The organism is Superficieibacter sp. BNK-5 (assembly GCF_047456055.1).
Lineage (GTDB): Bacteria > Pseudomonadota > Gammaproteobacteria > Enterobacterales > Enterobacteriaceae > Superficieibacter.
Genome location: NZ_CP179893.1, coordinates 2,743,340 through 2,760,395 on the forward strand (window position 1 = coordinate 2,743,340; position 17,056 = coordinate 2,760,395).

Here is a 17,056-nt window from a genome sequence, read left to right on the forward strand (position 1 = left end):
TCGACGCAAGGGCAAACTTACACCTACCATTGTTACCGTCTGCGCCACCACCACATCATCCCCGCCAGCACCACGCCCGGCAACCACACCCACATCAACTCTGACACAATGACCTGATGTCCGTAAGGCGTGGTATAGCGTGACAGCGCGAACGGCGCGACCTTAATCACCTGCCACGGCGCGAAAAAGCGTTCATCTGACCACGGCCATAGCCAGCCGACGCCTTTACCGCCGGTAGTGACCGAATCCAGCAAGCTATGCGACAGCAGCGATACGGTGAGAAATAACCAGCAGCGCACCAGTCCGGCCTTAAACCATCGTCGCCCGGCCAGCACGCAGAGCAGCGGCACCACAAAAGCAAAAAGCAGGGAATGGGTAAAGCCGCGGTGACCGAACACATTGCCGTAAGCAACGCCGAAGTGAAAAGAAAGGACATCTGCATCCGGCAGCATAGCGAGTACCACCCCGGCGAACAGCAGACGTGGCGGGATGATGCGTAACCCCAGTCCAGCGCCCAGACACAGTGGAACGGCGGCATGAGTAATGATGGTTGGCATAACGGCTTATCCGGAGCGTGATCGTCAGGCCGTTATACGTCTGTCAGGCGGAGATGTACAGAAGGCGCGTCGGGTATCAATCTGAAAATCTCAGGCCGACTCACGCACCACCAGTTGCCCGGAGAGCGTAACGCGCTGATTGAGCAGTTCCGGCTCGTTGATTTTACGGATCATCAGCGTCGCGGCCTGGCGGCCTGATTCTTCGCTGGCGGAGGAGACATAGGTAAACGATGGCGAAGTCAGATTCACATGCAGCATATCTTCAAACCCCAGTAGCGCCACCTGTTGCGTCAGAAACACATCTTTACCCACCGTGCGTCCGACCTGATGAATACCGTTAATACAGCCGATAATGGCATCCGGCGAGTGGCAGAGCAGGGCAGTGATGGTGTTGTTATTTTCCAGCAAATGTCGGGTGGCATTACTGACGGCGCGGGTATCTTCGCTACAGGCGGCAACCGCTTCATCGCGATAGACCATCCCGCTTTGCGTCAATGCGCTACGAAAACCTAACAGCCGTTGATGACGAATGCGATCGTTCTCTTTGCCGCCAACATACGCGATGCTGCGATGCCCGCGCTCAATCAGATAACGCGTGGCGAGCGTGGCCGCCTGACGGTTGTCGCGCATCACCAGATTGCACTCTTCCTCTATCAGCGACTGCGACACCACCACCAGCGGCAGCGGACAATGACGGATTTGGGAAGGTAATTTCGCTGAGGTCGTGTCAGAGGAGAGATAGATAACGCCCGCTACGCCCTGTTGTTTAAAAGAGAGCAGACAGCGTTCCAGATGCTCGCCCTCATTGAGCGGCTGGCCGAGAAACACCATAAACCCTTGCTTCTCCAGCTCCTGTACGATGCTGGCCATGACTTTAATCGAGTAGCTGTCGCTGAAGTCACGCAGAATAAGGCCAATCAGATTCGAGCGATTCGCGCGCAGGTTGGCAGCCGCCACATTATGCACGTAGCCCAGCTTGTTGATAGCGACGTGGACTTTTTCAATCGTCGCACTGGAAATTTTCCCTTTCTGACGCAGCACCAGAGAAACGGTAGAAACCGAGACCCCCGCTTCTCGTGCGACATCAATAATACTGACCTTCTTCAAGTCTGCTCCCTGAAATCAGATGCCCGGCCTCCTGAAACGGCTCAGGAGGCGAGGCTATCATCATTTGCCAATCATCGACGACATCGTTTGTGCGATAAACTGCGCGCGAGCACCAAAAATAATCTGCACGCCCTTATCACCGACGTAGACCACACCGCGCGCGCCTATGCCGTTAAGCCCGTCTTTATCGACCATATCGCCTTTCGCCACTTCCAGACGCAGGCGGGTAATACAGGCACCGACAGAGTTGATGTTCTGCTCGCCGCCAATCAGACCGATAATTTCCGAGGCCAGCTCGTCGTCTGTTTTTGCGCTGGCATCCGCGGTGACTTCCGTGCGTCCCGGCGTTTTAACATCAAAGCGGCGGATCACAAAGCGGAAGGTGAAGTAATAGATCAGCGCCATCGGCACCCCAACGATAATCGCATTGAGGAAGTTGGTCTGATAGCCGTTAAACGAGGGCAGTATACCAAATGAGATGTAGTCGATAAGCCCGGCAGAGAATGATTTTGCGATGTGCGCATGCAGTAAATACATGCACATATACGAAAGACCCGCCATGATGGCGTTAAACACATACAACACGGGCGCGACAAAAATAAAGGTAAATTCGACCGGTTCGGTGATGCCGGTTAAGAAGCAGGTTAATCCCGCCGAGAACAGGATACCCGCCGCGATCTTTTTGTTGCGGGTATGCGCCTCCTGATACATTGCCAGACAGGCGGCGGGCAGGGCAAACAGCATCAGCGGGAACTCGCCCTGCATAAATTTACCGGCGTTCTGGTAAGAGTCGCTGCTAAAGGATTTCACGCCATCTTCCAGCATTTTGAACCAGATAGTCTGGTCGCCGTGGATCACCTGACCGGCCTGGGTCGTGTAATCGCCGAAGGAGTACCAGAACGATGGATACCAGATGTGATGCAGACCCAGCGGGATCAGCGCACGTTCGACAAGTCCAAAAATAAAGGTCGATGCTGCCTGATTATCGCCGTTCACAATGACCGACAGGGCATCAATCCCCGCCTGAATATGCTGCCAGACATAAGGCAGCAGCAGGCCCATAATAAACGACAGAAACGCGGTAGCGATGGCCACAAAACGCTTACCCGAGAAGAAGCCGAGAAACTCCGGCAACTGCATGGTGTGGAATTTGTTATAGCACCACGCCGCGAGGATCCCGCAGATCAGCCCGCCGAAGACGCCCATTTGCAGCGTCGGAATGCCGACAACCATTGCATATTTGCCGCCCTGCGACGCCATTTCCGGCGTAATGGACAGCATGGTACTGATGGTGATGTTAGTGACGAAGACCGATACCGCCGCCGATAACGCTGCGATACCCGATTCCGACGCCAGACCCACAGCCGAACCAATAGCGAACAGCATGGGCAGGTTGTCAAAAATGACCCCGCCCGCGTTCATCATCAGCGGCAGATGGAACTTGTCTCCGAACGCCAGCAATAAGCCGGCCGCTGGCAACAGTGAAATTGGCAGCATTAATGCGCGACCAATCATAGAGAGCTTTGAAAGCGATTTTACAAACCCTGATATCAGACTCATGCTGACTTCCCCCGGTGTTGGCACCTTACGCGCCCGATCTTTTATTATGTGAGTATAACGTTTTAGTAGAACGTTCTACTTATCGTGTGAGATCGATTGAGAACTGGCAACAGAAATTTCACCGCCAGTCAGAGGAAATCGTAATTCTTTGAAGTGGATCGAATAAAAAGCCCTTATGACTAAGGGCTTTTAAGGAAAGGCTTATGCGGTAACGGTCACTTTTTGTCCGTCAAAGGCGACGGTCTGACCGGCCACTATTTTGCAGCGCTTGCGTGTTTCAACCGCGCCATCAACGGTCACCTGACCCTCAGCGATGACAATTTTCGCCTGTGCGCCGCTTTCGCTCCAGCCTTCCAACTTCAGCAGATCGCACAGTTCAACGTGCGGGTGTTTCCCCAGGGAGAATGTAGCCATCTTACGCGACCTCCACGTCGTGATACTCTTCGCAAGCCTGTAATGTATTTTCAATTAATGTCGCCACGGTCATCGGACCCACGCCGCCCGGAACTGGCGTGATAAATGAGGCGCGTTCGACGGCGTCTTCAAACACCACATCGCCGACCACTTTGCCGTTTTCCAGACGGTTGATACCGACATCAATCACGATAGCGCCTTTTTTGATCCACTCACCGGGAATAAAACCGGGTTTGCCGACGGCCACGATCAGCAGATCGGCATGTTCAACGTGATGACGCAGATTGCGGGTGAAACGGTGGGTCACCGTGGTGGTGCAGCCAGCCAGCAGCAGCTCCATACTCATCGGGCGGCCGACGATATTGGACGCACCAATGACCACCGCGTTCAGACCGTAGGTATCAATGTTATAGCGCTCCAGCAGCGTTACAATCCCGCGCGGCGTGCAGGGACGCAGACGCGGCGCGCGCTGGCACAGGCGGCCAACGTTATAAGGGTGAAAACCATCGACGTCTTTATCCGGACGAATGCGTTCCAGTACCTTCACATTGTCGATACCGGCAGGCAGCGGAAGCTGCACCAGAATACCGTCAATCGCGGTATCGTCGTTCAGCTTATCGATCAGCTCAAGCAGCTCGGCTTCGCTGGTGGTCGCAGGAAGATCGTATGAGCGGGAGATAAAGCCCACTTCTTCACACGCTTTGCGTTTACTGCCGACGTAAATCTGCGACGCCGGGTTGCTGCCGACCAGCACCACGGCCAGCCCCGGCGCGCGTTTTCCGGCTGCGATGCGGGCCTTCACTTTTTCCGCAACCTCAGAGCGCACCTGCTGCGCAATCGTTTTACCATCAATAATCGTTGCTGCCATCAGAGAGAGGATTCCATCTGTCACAATACATAAGTGGGATGGTTATATTTTGTCAGAAGCGCGGCGTGCTGTCAGTCTTCGTTTTTGATATTCGTCACTTTTCAGCGGTGGGAGGCCAGCCGGGGCGCTTATTTACCGAGCATCCAGTTGTAAAGCCATTGACTCAGCAGGCATTGACCGTATAATTCCACGCGTTTCACCCACCGCGAAGCTATCCCGCTTCTCAGTGCGCCCTTAGCTCAGTTGGATAGAGCAACAGCCTTCTAAGCTGTGGGTCACAGGTTCGAATCCTGTAGGGCGTACCATTTCTCCTGATCTTTCGTCTCAAAAAAATACCCCAGCTTGCCCGAAAGCGCACCCTGAAGCCGCAACGGCAGGCACTTATAAAAGCTTGTTCATATTTATCCCCGTAACGCAAAATCCACTAGACGTATACAACTGTCTCGCCTGCTGATTCCCCTCCGCAACCCGCAGTTTCAACTGGATAAACCCTTCCTCACGCAGTTTTTGCTCAAGTGCTTTCATCGCCGCGCTACCGTAGCCCTGGCGTCTGAAGCGCTCAAAAATACAAAAGTCATTGATATACGCCGACTTCAGCACGGTGTCTGCCTTATACCAGAAATAACCAATATGCTGTTGTGTAGCATCCTGCTGAAGGGTGATACACAGGACAATCTGGTCCGGCGTCTGTTCGGCCTGCGGGAAACTCTGTTCCGCATCACGGCTGGCCTGCGCCAGCGCATCCTGTTCAGACAGGCGATAATTTACCGTGATTTCAGCGGCGTAATCCTGAATAAAATAGTCGAGAAAAGCAGAAAACTCATCCTTATGGATTGGCCTTAACGCGATCATAGGTTCTCCTGAGGGGACTACTAATAAAGCCCATTTTTTTAAGATGATATCGCCAGTTCCGGCTATCAATGCCCACTATATTTGGCAGGCAAAGCGCCATTATCTTGCTGAAAAGCTGTGATAAGGTCATTACCTCTATATCGACATTAACGGCTAAACCATGCTTTCAGCGCTTGATAAATTAAAATCCCGCTACCCAAACGCGCACGTCTGGTCGTTTGGTGATTCCGCTGAGATGGCGGACGAACTGGCACAATTAGTGATTTCCGGCGACAAAAAAGCCAGCTGTGGTTCGTTAGCCGCCTGGCAGCAGGGAGATGAGACGGTCTCACCGGGAGACTATCATATCGTGCTGGATGGAAATGAAAATCCGGCCTGTGTGATCAGAACCACCAGCCTGAAACTGATCCGCTTTAACGAGGTCACCGCGCAAGATGCCGCCGCAGAAGGCGAGGGTGATAAGAGCCTGCAATACTGGCGCAAAGAACATCAGGAATTTTTTACGCGGGAAGGAACGTTCAGCGAAGAGATGGAATTAATCTTCGAAACGTTCGTGCTGGTCGAATCCGTTCTGCGCGATTAAAGGGCGTTACGCGTCCTCGGGTTATCACGCTACCGTGATGGCCCGAGTAATATATTCCTGTTCTTCCCTCCGATTTCCTTGTCTGTCGTTTCGCCTTTAATATCCCAATTAGTTACAACATACTTAAAGGTAGAAGTAGTCGAAAAACGTTGGCCACGATCCTGAAATAATATTCTTTATTGCCGAATGAATTGTTCTTAATTCAGAACAATTGGTATTTATCTTAAAACAGGTAAATCATTATTTTGGTATTGCTTAAGAAAGTAAGCATATTGTATATGATAATTTAACTTTTCATATAAAACAAAAGGTTATGCATTAAATTTGCAGGTATCTTATTTTGTTTTAAATCCTGTAATGTGACCAGTCTCATAAAACCATTTTATCGCGATAGACGCCTGCGGATATTTCCTCCTATTGTATATGTATTGTATACAATTCGTTTTTAGCTATTTTTCCGATTCACGTTGTAAAAGTAAGTGTATTTTTTGAGTCGCCAACACTGTTTCACATTACCGATCTATCACGTTGTAAATACATATAAAAAACATGGTCTTTATACTGATAATTAACGAGGTCAGCTGCAATGCAACTGGAAAATTCAAAACCTATTGCTGTACAAAGCGAAACCCGCACCAAAAGAACAAATGTGCGCTGGCTGGTGGTCGCCATGCTGTTTTTTATGACGCTCATCAACTATGCCGACCGTTCGTCCATTTCGTTGGCCGGTCCGCAAATGGCCAAAGATCTTGGCCTTAGCCCGGTGGATATGGGTATTATCTTCTCCGCTTTCGGCTGGGCGTACGTTATGTTCCAGTTGCCAGGCGGCTGGCTGCTGGATAAATTCGGCTCGCGACTTATTTATAGCCTGAGCATTTTCTTCTGGTCGCTGTTTACCTTAATGACCGGTCTGGCAGGTTTTGTGACTGGCGCGACGGCGGTAGCGTTTATTTTCGCCATGCGTTTCATGGTCGGTACCTCGGAAGCACCCTCCTTCCCGGCCAACAGTCGCATCGTCGCCTCGTGGTTCCCGGCCTCCGAGCGCGGTACGGCGGCGGCGATTTTTAACTCGGCGCAGTATGGCTCGACGGTGTTCTTTGCGCCGTTAATGGGCTGGCTGGCCCATACCTGGGGCTGGCATTCGGTCTTTACGGTGCTCGGTTTACTGGGGATCGCCTTCCTGCCGCTGTTCCGTAAAATCGTGAAAAGCCCGAAAGAGCATCCTCAGGTGAACGACGCGGAAATTGAGTATATTTCTGCCGGCGGTGCGCTCATTTCGCTGGATGAAAATAAGGCTGCACAGCAAGCGCCGGAAGGGCCAAAGTTACGCTATCTTAAACAGCTTCTCAGCAGCCGCATGATGCTCGGGACCTACCTGGCGCAGTATTGCCTCAACGCCATTGGCTTCTTCTTTATCACCTGGTTCCCCATCTATCTGGTGCAGGAAAAAAACATGTCCATCATGAAGGCGGGCATGGTGGCGGCCATTCCGGCGATATGCGGGTTCCTGGGGGGATTGCTCGGCGGTTTCTTCTCCGATTTTCTGATCAAAAAAGGCGTTTCTGTTTCCGTGGCACGTAAGATCCCCATTATTAGCGGGATGATGCTGTGCTGTGTGATGGTGCTGTGTAATTACACCGATTCAGAAACGGCGGTGATCGCGATTATGGCGATGTCCTTCCTTGGAAAAGGCATCGGCGGTATGGGCTGGACGATTAATACCGATACCGCGCCGCGTGAAATCGCTGGCTTATCTGGCAGCATGCTAAATACCTTTAGTAATGCCTCAAGTATTACCACGCCAATCATTACTGGCTACATCCTGGATATCACCGGATCGTTCCATGCGGTGCTCTGGTTTGTCATTTCTCATGCTGTGATGGTTATTTTCTTCTATTTATTTATGGTAGGAAAAATTCAGCGTCTGGTTCTCAAATAAACCCGGTAGCATAAAGGTGGATGTCCATTATGGTAATAGCAGATACACCTGATACTAAAAGATCGTTGAGTCTGGTCGCGTATGACGAAATTAAAACGATGATCCTCAATCTGCATCTGAAGCCCGGCGCGTCGATTACAGAAATGTGGCTTATTGAGCGGCTACAAATGAGCAGGACGCCGATCCGGGAAGCATTGTATCGACTCCAGCAGGAGCATTTTGTTGAACTGGCACCGCGTAAAGGCTGGTTTGTGAGCGACATAAAACTCACGGATATCAAAGAACTGTATGTGATCCGTGAAGCGCTGGAGGGGATCTCCGCACGCCATGCGGCAGAGCGAATTAGCGACGACGAACTGGTTAAAATGGAGCAGTACCTTGATTCATTGCAGGTCCTGCTGGAGGAAGATGAAGAGTCGGTCGACGATCCGGGGGATTCTATTCATAACCTGATATTCCGATTTTCCGGTAATGATTTAATTAATGAAGTGATGTGTATTCACCTTGAACGACTGCAAATGTTCCATTTAATCACCAGCAGTCTGCCGGGCCGAAAATACCAGTCGTGGATTGAACACCGGGAGATATTTTTTGCACTAAAAGCCCGCGATGGCGAACTGGCAGAAAATGTCATGCGCAAGCATATCCGTAGCAGCCTGGAAAGCCTGTTACAGAGTTTGATTGAAAACAAAATTGACTATCAAAAGGCAATAAACCAGTCACGGCCAGGTCAGTTGAAATAACAGCGAAAACGACGAAGGAGTCAGTAATGAAAAAAGTTATTCTTTTCGGTGTAGACGGGTTATCGATGCCCCTGCTGCAACGTTATGCCGGGGAAGGTGCTTTACCGCATATTGCACGCATGCTGAAACAGGGCGCAGCGACCGAACTGCTGCCGTTTATCTCCGCCTGGGGCGACATCAACTTCGTGACCTTTCTGAGCGGGCAGGCTGTGGGCACCTCATGGATCGGGCAGGGGATGCCGCAGGACAACGCGCGCACCGGGAATTTGCTGGATCAGATGAGCAAACGGGATCTCCGCGCGGCGCTGGTGCATTTTCCGGAAAGCGTCAACGCCGATAAAGCGCATTTCAGCTATGCGCCCTACTGGGGCCGCAGTGAAGCCTGGCCGGCGGAAATCTTTAAACCTATGGGCTACACCACCCATTACGCGGCACGCACCGGCGATAAGCAGGTAAAACAGCAAAAACTCGGCTGGCCGCCTAACTCCGCGCTGGCCTATCACGATAAAGGTGCGTGGCAACCGCTGAGTAAAACGGCGGAAGGCTATCAGTTTACGATGAGTGGTAATCAGGGCGAGTCGCTGACGGCCACGCTAACCGCACAGGATAGCAAACCGTTGCTGCAACTGGCCGGACGTACCCTGGCACTGGAACCGCAGACCTGGAGTGAATGGATCACCTTCGACGCGGCAGGTACGGCCAGTCAGGTGCGGTTTTATATCGGCGCGTTCGATCCGGCAAATGATGATGTCGAAATCCTGCAAAGCCAGGTGACGCACCGTCAGCGACTGTTGGCAAATTCGCAGGCTGGCGATCTCTTGAATACCCCTGCGCCGTTTTACAGTAAATGGGTGGTGAAGGCATCGCCGCAGGAGGCGTATTTGCAGGCCACGCTTCAGGAGGCGGAAGAGCAATCGCTGTGGCTGGTCAACAGTGCGCTGGAGCTGACCCAGCGGCAGAATTACTTCCTGTGGGCGACCGTTCACCGTCTGGTGGATGAATCCCATCACAACTGCCTCGGTCAGTGCGATCCGGCCTCGCCGTTCTACGATCCCGCTCAGGCAGAGAGCTATGATGACGTGATGCGTCAATGCTATCAGGTGCTGGACCGCTCGATCGGCAAACTGATGCAGGAGATGGATGACGACACCGTGCTGATGCTGGCCTCCGATCACGGCGCGGTCCCCAACAGCTATATGTGTGACATCTACCGCTATCTGGAAAAACATCAGCTGGTGACGCTCAACGAGCATGGCCTGCCGGACATGGCGCAAAGTCAGGTCTATCTGAAAGATGAACGTGGCGGTCTGGAGATCTTCGTTAACCTCGCCGGACGAGAAGCGTCAGGCATCGTCAGCGAACAGGACTACGACGCAGTATGCGCCCGCACCTTGCTGGCGCTGGGCAACTGGCAGGTTGACGACAAAGGCGTCACGCGTAATGCCGTGAGCCTGGCGCTGCTGAAAGACGATGCGGTGGGGATTGGTTTCTGGGGCGAGTGCGCGGGCGATATCGTCTTCGCCTATAACAGCGGCTTTGTCTGGGGTGTCAGCCAGAGCAAAGAAGATATTTGTCCGGTTGAGGTACCGGGGGCCAACCACGGGCCGCAAAAACCGACCGCCGAAACGACGCTCTCCAACAATTATGGCGCGCTGCTGATGTACGGCGCAGGCGTGCGTGAAGGCTATTACCGCAACCGTAAAACGCTGGGGCCACACACCATGACCGCCCCGGCGGCGACCATTGCCTGTCTGCTCGGCTTACCGCTGGACACCCTGGATGGGCGCGTCATGCACGATATGATTTTGTCACCAAACTCAGGCGTATGAGGACACCATGAAAATTACCGCGGTAAAGACACATCTGCTGTCAGCAAAATTAAAGGAACCCTTTTCTTACTCACGCGCCCGATACGACACGCGCACTGCCATGCTGGTCGAAATTGAAACCGACGAGGGGATTTGCGGTTGGGGAGAATGCTACGGTCCGGCGCGGATCACCAAAGCGGTGGTTGATGAGCTGGGCAGTATGATTATTGGCAGCGATCCGCTGAACAGCGAGTTTATCTGGCAGGATCTCTATGCCCGCCTGCGCGATCATGGGCAAAAAGGATTGCTCATCGAAGGACTCAGCGGCATTGATATCGCTCTGTGGGATATTCGCGGCAAATATTTTGATGTTCCGGCGTATACCTTATTAGGCGGGCAACTGCGTAGCGAAGTGCAGGCGTATGCAACCGGCCTTTACCGTCGCGACGGCGGTAACGCGGCGGACTATCTTGCTGAAGAGGCGGCCAGCTACGTAGAACAGGGTTTCCGGGCGATGAAGCTGAAGGTGGGCTTTGGCGTGGAGGAAGATTATCGCATCACCCGCCTGATTCGCGAGACTATCGGTGATGATGTGGCGCTGATGGTCGATGCTAATCACGCCTACGATGCGGTTGCCGCCATCGCTCTGGCGCGCAAAATCGAGCCGCTGGATATTGCGTGGTTTGAGGAGCCGGTGCCGCCGGAAGATCTCGATGGCTATCGCAGAGTCAAAGCGGCAACCTCGATTCCCATCGCCGGTGGGGAGTGCGAATTTACCCGCTACGGGTTTAAAAATGTAATTAGCGCACAGGCGATGGATATTCTCCAGCCTGATATTTGCGCCGCTGGCGGACTGAGCGAATGTAAAAAGATCGCTGACATGGCGCAGGCGTTTGGCATTCGCACCAATCCACACGTCTGGGGCAGCGGCGTCGGGATTGCGGCTTCTCTTCAGTGGATGGCGCTGGTGCCGACCCACACGCCGGTCTCCCTTACCCCGGCACAGCCACTGCTCGAATTTGACCAGACCGAGCACCCAATTCGTCAGGCCATTTTACAAAGCCCGATAACCCATCATCGCGGCGTAGTGCAAATTCCGACTGCGCCAGGATTAGGGATCGACATCAACCGCGACGCGCTGGCGTTTTTTAAACCGTAAATCCGAAAGGCGTTTCGCTACTTTTGCCTGCGCGAAACGCCTTTTATCAGGAGCAGTCAGCACTCATGACAGAGAATTTTATTGCGATTGACTGGGGATCGACGCAGCTACGCGCCTGGCATTTGAGTCAGGGTATCTGCGTCGATAGCCGTCAGCAGGAGGCCGGGATCACGCGTCTGGCGGGGCGGCATCCGCGCGAGATCCTGAATGCCATTACCGATGGCTGGCAGACTTCGTCGCCCCCGGTCATCATGGCGGGCATGATTGGCAGTAACCAGGGCTGGCAGAACGTACCGTACCTGCCTTGCCCGTTACCGCTTCACGATCTTGCTCACCATCTTTGCCAGGTTGATGCCTCGACATGGATTGTCCCCGGCGTGAACATCCTTAACGAACACGAATGCAATATCATGCGTGGCGAAGAAACGCAGCTTGCAGGCGCATGGCAACTGGCCCCGGCGTCGCTCTATATCCTGCCCGGCACCCACTGCAAATGGGTGGAGATCGATAAAGGCTGCCTGACACGTTTTAAAACGGTAATGACGGGAGAGATGCATCACTTGCTGATGACACACTCCCTTATTGGTAAGGCCCTGCCGCCGCAAATAACTGACCGTAACGCGTTTATCCACGGCCTTGAATGCGGGCTTAACGACAGTGAAATTTTACCGCGCTTATTTGAAATCCGCGCGGCCTGGGTAGTGGGAAAACTGGCGCAGGATGAAGTAGGCGAGCGGCTGTCTGGCCTGTTAATTGGTGCCGAAATTGCGCAAATGCAGCGAATTTATCGTCCTCATCATGGACAACGCATCGTCATTGTTGGCGGCGACGCGCTGGCAAAACGTTACCAGACTGCGCTGGATCTTATTGCGATCCCGTCTGAAATCGTTTCCGGCGAGGCTGCTTTTTTGCAGGGTATAAGGAGCATCATTCATGCACGATTCAACTGATATTCCTCTTATCGCTATCCTTCGCGGAATTGATCCTGAAACCGTGTTGCATCATGTGGAGGCGCTACTGGAGGCAGGTTTTACGGCGATTGAAATACCGACCAATTCTCCGCGCTGGCAGCAAAGTGTCGCCAGTATTATCAGCGCCTTTCCCGGACGCGGATTATTTGGCGCGGGCACGATATTAACCGTGGATCAGGTCGATGAGCTGGCGTCGCTCGGGGGAAAAATGGTGGTAACACCCAATATCAATCCTGCGGTGATCCGCCGTAGCGGCGAGCACGGTATGAAAATCTATGCAGGCTGCGCCACCGCCACCGAGGCGTTTATCGCCCTTGAGAATGGCGCGCAGGCGCTGAAACTTTTCCCGGCGTCATGCTTTGGGCCTGCGTATGTCAGCGCGCTGAAAGCGGTATTGCCTGCACACATTCCGCTGCTGGCGGTTGGTGGTGTTACGCCGGAAAATTTGCATGACTGGTTAAAGGCCGGGTGCACCGGAGCAGGATTAGGCAGTGACCTCTATCGCGCCGGGCAGTCGGTCGAGGATACCCGCGCCAGAGCGCGGGCGTTTATCACGGCCTGGCAGGACTATTACCGTTGAGGTTGATGCCACCCGGTTTCGCTCTGTGCGCCGTTTTGCCGGGTGGCGGCTTCGCCTTACCCGGCCTACGAAAATCAGCCATATCAACGCGTTATGCATAACCTGTAGGCCTGTGCAAGCGGAGCGCCGCCAGGCATAATTCCGCGGTATAACGTTTGTCAGCAGTCTGAATGGCGCGACACCGTCGCGCCATTCATCGCTATTTTTCTTCCACATCCGGGTGATTCAGTCCTTCCTCAATCACAATCTCATCAATTTCGTCGGCATTACCTGGATGATCGCGACCGGAAAGCAGGTTCCAGCAGGCGATAAACAGTGCAGCGATCAGTGGCCCAATCACAAAGCCATTGATGCCATACACTTCCAGCCCGCCCAGGGTGGTGATCAGAATCAGATAGTCCGGCATTTTCGTGTCTTTCCCTACCAGCAGCGGACGCAGGATATTGTCCGCCAGCCCGACGATCACCACAAAGAAGCCAATCATGAAAAAGCCCTGCCACAACTGGCTGGTGGCGAACAAATAAATAGTTGCAGGCACCCAGATAATCGCCGAACCGACGGCGGGAACCAGCGACAGGAAAGCCATCAGCGCGCCCCAGAGAATGCTGCCGTCAATCCCGACAATGTAAAACGCCAGGCCGCCCAGCACCCCCTGCACGATAGCCACTACCACCGTGCCTTTGACCGTAGCCCGCGACACCGCCGCAAATTTGGCAAACAGGTGATGCTTCATATACTTCGACAGCGGCAGCGCTTCGAGCGTCAGGCGTACCAGATAAGGGCCATCTTTCAGCAGGAAAAAAAGCAAATACAGCATAATGCCAAAGCTGATAGTAAAGCCGAAGGTGCCTTTACCGATCAGGAACGCGCTACCCGCTACATACTGGCCGCCTCTCAATGCGACCCCCGAGAGCTTTTGCTGGATCTGCGTGGCGTTGTCGAGGTCATGCTCGGCAAGGAAATGACGCGCCCAGGCAGGTAAATGCTCGAATAAATTGGCAATTACCACCGGGAACTGGGTGTTATGCTGCTGTAACTTGCCGTAAACCAGGTTAATTTCAATGGCTAACGAAGAGAGAATGACTGCCAACGGCGTGAATACGATCAGACAAATGATCAATAACGTCAGTAACGATGCCAGTACGTTTCGGTCTGCAAGCTTATCGCGAAGCTTGTTTTTAAGCGGATAAAAAATGATCGCCAGAATAGCCGCCCACAAAATTGCCGAATAGTAAGGTGCCAGCACATCGAAGAAGGCCCACGTAACAATGACCAGTATCAGTATGAAAAAGCCCTTGGTCAGACCCTTGAATCTCATAAGTACATCCTGTAAGTACCATGTTTAACATTGGGTAGAGTATAGATACAAACCTGTCATGTGTTTGAAACCTTACCGTTTTGTCCACGATTTAACACCCAGAGAGAAAAATGGTTGATCTCTAATCGGTTACATTTTGCATTGCTTTTTATGCCATTACTAATAAGAGAGTATGGATGAGATTATTATTCTGCCGCTTCGTTTATATCATTGCCAGGCTTACATTATGTTGGTTAATATAAGATTGATCCGAGATAAATAGCGTTTTTTATTGACTTGCGAAGCTGTGCGCAGCGACTAGTATTAACTCTGCTTAGCAAGGGCGCAGGCCCTGATTTATCAACCCTAAACATGTAATGAGGTAATTTTTATGACTCAACATCGTGGCGGTTCAGGTAATTTCGCAGCAGATAAAAACCGCGCAGCTGAAGCCGGGCGTAAAGGCGGCCAGCAGAGCGGTGGCAACTTTAAAAACGACCCACAGCGCGCGTCTGAAGCGGGCAAGAAAGGTGGTAAAAACAGCCACAGCGGTGGTCGTTCTTCCTCATAAATATGTTTTTATAGCACCTTAATCAATTCAGGACGTTACGCTTTAACGGTAGCGACAATGCTGTACTGATTAACGGGCTATAATAGCGTAATAGCAGTGGCACCTTGATATTTATCAGCGGTGCCATTTTATTTCGTATTTGACGACGAGGTAATATTTATGCCAGCGGTAAAAAGCCTGAATGATTTATTCATTCATGAATTATCAGATATTTACAGCGCCGAGAAACAAATTACCAAAGCATTACCAAAAATGGCCAGAGCGGCCACCTCGCCAAAATTAGTGGCTGCCTTTGAAGCGCATCTTGAAGAAACTCAGGGTCAGATCGAAAGACTCGATCAACTGGTGGAGGTGACGGAAGGGGTGCGTATCAAGCGCATGAAATGTCATGCTCTCGAAGGACTGGCAGAAGAAGCGCAGGAAATTATTGAATCCGTTGAAGCGGGGGAGCTTCGCGACGCCGGGCTGATCGGGGCCGCGCAGAAAGTGGAACACTATGAAATTGCCTCTTACGGTACGTTGAGAACGCTGGCGCTCAAACTGGGTTATAACGAGGCGGCAAAACTGCTTGAAGCAACGTTAAAAGAAGAAAAAGCAACTGACAGTAAACTGACCGTTATCGCTGAAGGCGGTAAATAAAACCCTTTCCCCGGCGGTAGTTAGCTGCCGGGATTGTCTTTTTCAACCTCGCTTTTACCTCCGCCCTATATTTCCCGTCGTTAATCCTTGTAACATTTAGACTTGATAATACAAAGAGAATGAGTATAGTTCTCATTCTCTTTGTTATTCGCAGGCGCGATATGGACCTACCTGCACGACAGTGAACGCTTTCACAGGGAAACACTGAGGCACACGGTGGAGCGCGCGTAAGAATGACCGGAACGAAAAATCATAATCCGGGATGCCTCCACGTTTTTGCTATTTCGAAGGTGAAGGACTTCCCTGATGAAAATGAAAATCTCCGCCCTTGCGCTGCTGATGACCGTCGCGCTGAGCGGCTGCACGGCGCACCAGTCCACCGCGACCAAACCTGCTGCTGAACCTCAGAAAACCACTGCCGCTGCGCTGCCTGCGAATGTACAAAAACGCGATCTGGCGGATGGCCTGTATGAAATGGCGCTCAGCCCGAAAGGGGATGCGCTGTACGTTGCCAGTTCTGAAGGCTTCAAGGATGTGCAGGGTGGGGTAGTCTACAAACTTGACCCGCGCACGTTGAAAACCATTGGGGCCAGCCATACCGATCTGAAAAACTTTGCCCTCGCACTGTCCGACGACGGGCAAACCCTGTATGTCACCAATTCTCTGGACGGCGGCGTCAGCGCCATCAACACCGCCGACGGCAAAGTCAAAAACCGCATTCTGTTCCCGGAGCGTAACGACGAAGGCTTCCCTTACGGCGCGCGCCAGATCCTGCTGCATAACAACACGCTGTATATCGGCGCTGTTGCCGATCCGGCAATCATCTGGGTAGTTGATGCGAAAACGCTGAAGCTGAAAACCCGCATTAAAAATACCGGTAAATGGATGACCGGTCTGCATTACTCCGAAAAAACCGATCGTCTGTATGCGGCCAATGGCGGCGGCGAAATTCTGGTGATCAACCCGCGCACCAATCGTATTGAACATCGCTGGAAACCGCTGGGTGATAAACCGGCGCTACTGCTGAACATCGCAGAAGACAGCGAAACCGGTCGTCTGTTCGTGACCGACAACTCGAAAGCCAAAACCACGCTGGTGCTGGATATCCGTAGCGGTGACGTGCTTAAGCAGCTCGATATCGGCGATTCGCTGTCGGTGAAATACAACGCCAAACGCAACGAAATTTACGTCTCCCGTCGCGATGGTGGCAAAGTGGTCAGCCTCGACGGCACCTCTTACGCCGTGAAGCAAACGTGGGATCTGCCACCGAACCCGAACAGCCTGGAACTCTCTGCCGATGGCCAGACACTGTTTGTGACCGTGAAGCAGAAGTTCAACAAAGACCACTCAACCAGCGGACCGGATAGCGTGGTTCGCATTGATTTGACTAAATAAATATCCGGCCCGG

At 52.5% G+C, this 17,056-nt stretch carries 17 protein-coding genes and 1 tRNA gene; 11 read left to right on the forward strand and 7 right to left on the reverse strand.

Features of this window, described 5'->3' with window-relative positions; translation table 11 throughout:
- Positions 1 to 32: 32 nt before the first annotated feature.
- The 5 genes from ACMGGS_RS13195 to folD form a co-directional block, all read right to left on the reverse strand.
- A complete protein-coding gene (locus tag ACMGGS_RS13195) occupies positions 33 to 557 on the reverse strand; it encodes a metal-dependent hydrolase (protein WP_414163033.1) in 525 nt (174 codons plus the stop codon).
- A gap of 90 nt (positions 558 to 647) precedes the next feature.
- Complete coding sequence (gene malI / locus ACMGGS_RS13200; RefSeq protein ID WP_414163034.1) at positions 648 to 1,664, reverse strand: Mal regulon transcriptional regulator MalI; 1,017 nt, start codon at positions 1,662 to 1,664, stop codon at positions 648 to 650.
- 60 nt (positions 1,665 to 1,724) lie between these two features.
- A complete protein-coding gene (locus ACMGGS_RS13205; protein WP_414163035.1) occupies positions 1,725 to 3,224 on the reverse strand; it encodes a PTS transporter subunit EIIC in 1,500 nt (499 codons plus the stop codon).
- A 201-nt stretch (positions 3,225 to 3,425) separates the two neighbouring features.
- Positions 3,426 to 3,638: a ribosome-associated protein YbcJ gene (gene ybcJ / locus ACMGGS_RS13210; RefSeq protein ID WP_176917509.1), complete on the reverse strand. Its 213-nt coding sequence runs from the start codon at positions 3,636 to 3,638 to the stop codon at positions 3,426 to 3,428.
- 1 nt (position 3,639) lies between these two features.
- Positions 3,640 to 4,506, reverse strand: a complete 867-nt coding sequence (gene folD, locus ACMGGS_RS13215) for a bifunctional methylenetetrahydrofolate dehydrogenase/methenyltetrahydrofolate cyclohydrolase FolD (RefSeq protein ID WP_414163036.1) — start codon at positions 4,504 to 4,506, stop codon at positions 3,640 to 3,642.
- Positions 4,507 to 4,734: 228 nt separating this feature from the next.
- Between folD and ACMGGS_RS13220 the strand changes: the two genes are divergently transcribed.
- Positions 4,735 to 4,811, forward strand: a tRNA-Arg gene (locus tag ACMGGS_RS13220).
- 76 nt (positions 4,812 to 4,887) lie between these two features.
- On the opposite strand, the gene ACMGGS_RS13225 is transcribed toward ACMGGS_RS13220, so the two are convergent.
- Positions 4,888 to 5,358 (reverse strand): GNAT family N-acetyltransferase, encoded by a 471-nt coding sequence (locus ACMGGS_RS13225; RefSeq protein WP_414163037.1) that lies wholly within the window; start codon positions 5,356 to 5,358, stop codon positions 4,888 to 4,890.
- Positions 5,359 to 5,518: 160 nt separating this feature from the next.
- Between ACMGGS_RS13225 and ACMGGS_RS13230 the strand changes: the two genes are divergently transcribed.
- The 7 genes from ACMGGS_RS13230 (at position 5,519) to ACMGGS_RS13260 (ending at position 13,141) form a co-directional block, all read left to right on the forward strand.
- Positions 5,519 to 5,941, forward strand: a complete 423-nt coding sequence (locus ACMGGS_RS13230; RefSeq protein WP_414163038.1) for an ASCH domain-containing protein — start codon at positions 5,519 to 5,521, stop codon at positions 5,939 to 5,941.
- A gap of 586 nt (positions 5,942 to 6,527) precedes the next feature.
- Positions 6,528 to 7,880, forward strand: a complete 1,353-nt coding sequence (locus ACMGGS_RS13235) for an MFS transporter (RefSeq protein WP_414163039.1) — start codon at positions 6,528 to 6,530, stop codon at positions 7,878 to 7,880.
- A gap of 29 nt (positions 7,881 to 7,909) precedes the next feature.
- A complete protein-coding gene (locus tag ACMGGS_RS13240) occupies positions 7,910 to 8,623 on the forward strand; it encodes an FCD domain-containing protein (RefSeq protein ID WP_176917514.1) in 714 nt (237 codons plus the stop codon).
- A 26-nt stretch (positions 8,624 to 8,649) separates the two neighbouring features.
- Positions 8,650 to 10,452, forward strand: a complete 1,803-nt coding sequence (locus ACMGGS_RS13245) for an alkaline phosphatase family protein (protein WP_414163040.1) — start codon at positions 8,650 to 8,652, stop codon at positions 10,450 to 10,452.
- A 7-nt stretch (positions 10,453 to 10,459) separates the two neighbouring features.
- Positions 10,460 to 11,590, forward strand: coding sequence for a mandelate racemase/muconate lactonizing enzyme family protein (locus ACMGGS_RS13250; protein ID WP_414163041.1), 1,131 nt, complete (start codon positions 10,460 to 10,462; stop codon positions 11,588 to 11,590).
- A 65-nt stretch (positions 11,591 to 11,655) separates the two neighbouring features.
- Positions 11,656 to 12,540: a 2-dehydro-3-deoxygalactonokinase gene (locus ACMGGS_RS13255; protein WP_414163042.1), complete on the forward strand. Its 885-nt coding sequence runs from the start codon at positions 11,656 to 11,658 to the stop codon at positions 12,538 to 12,540.
- Complete coding sequence (locus ACMGGS_RS13260) at positions 12,524 to 13,141, forward strand: 2-dehydro-3-deoxy-6-phosphogalactonate aldolase (protein ID WP_414163043.1); 618 nt, start codon at positions 12,524 to 12,526, stop codon at positions 13,139 to 13,141. The genes ACMGGS_RS13255 and ACMGGS_RS13260 overlap by 17 nt, the downstream gene beginning before the upstream one ends.
- A gap of 199 nt (positions 13,142 to 13,340) precedes the next feature.
- On the opposite strand, the gene ACMGGS_RS13265 is transcribed toward ACMGGS_RS13260, so the two are convergent.
- On the reverse strand, positions 13,341 to 14,459 hold the full coding sequence (locus ACMGGS_RS13265) for an AI-2E family transporter (RefSeq protein WP_414163044.1): 1,119 nt from the start codon (positions 14,457 to 14,459) through the stop codon (positions 13,341 to 13,343).
- 370 nt (positions 14,460 to 14,829) lie between these two features.
- Between ACMGGS_RS13265 and ACMGGS_RS13270 the strand changes: the two genes are divergently transcribed.
- From ACMGGS_RS13270 to ACMGGS_RS13280, 3 genes are all read left to right on the forward strand, one after another.
- A complete protein-coding gene (locus ACMGGS_RS13270) occupies positions 14,830 to 15,009 on the forward strand; it encodes a general stress protein (RefSeq protein WP_414163045.1) in 180 nt (59 codons plus the stop codon).
- A 159-nt stretch (positions 15,010 to 15,168) separates the two neighbouring features.
- Complete coding sequence (locus tag ACMGGS_RS13275; protein ID WP_414163046.1) at positions 15,169 to 15,648, forward strand: ferritin-like domain-containing protein; 480 nt, start codon at positions 15,169 to 15,171, stop codon at positions 15,646 to 15,648.
- A 306-nt stretch (positions 15,649 to 15,954) separates the two neighbouring features.
- Positions 15,955 to 17,043 carry a YncE family protein gene (locus ACMGGS_RS13280; protein WP_414163047.1) on the forward strand — a complete coding sequence of 363 codons (1,089 nt, stop codon included), beginning with the start codon at positions 15,955 to 15,957 and terminating at the stop codon, positions 17,041 to 17,043.
- Positions 17,044 to 17,056: the final 13 nt, after the last annotated feature.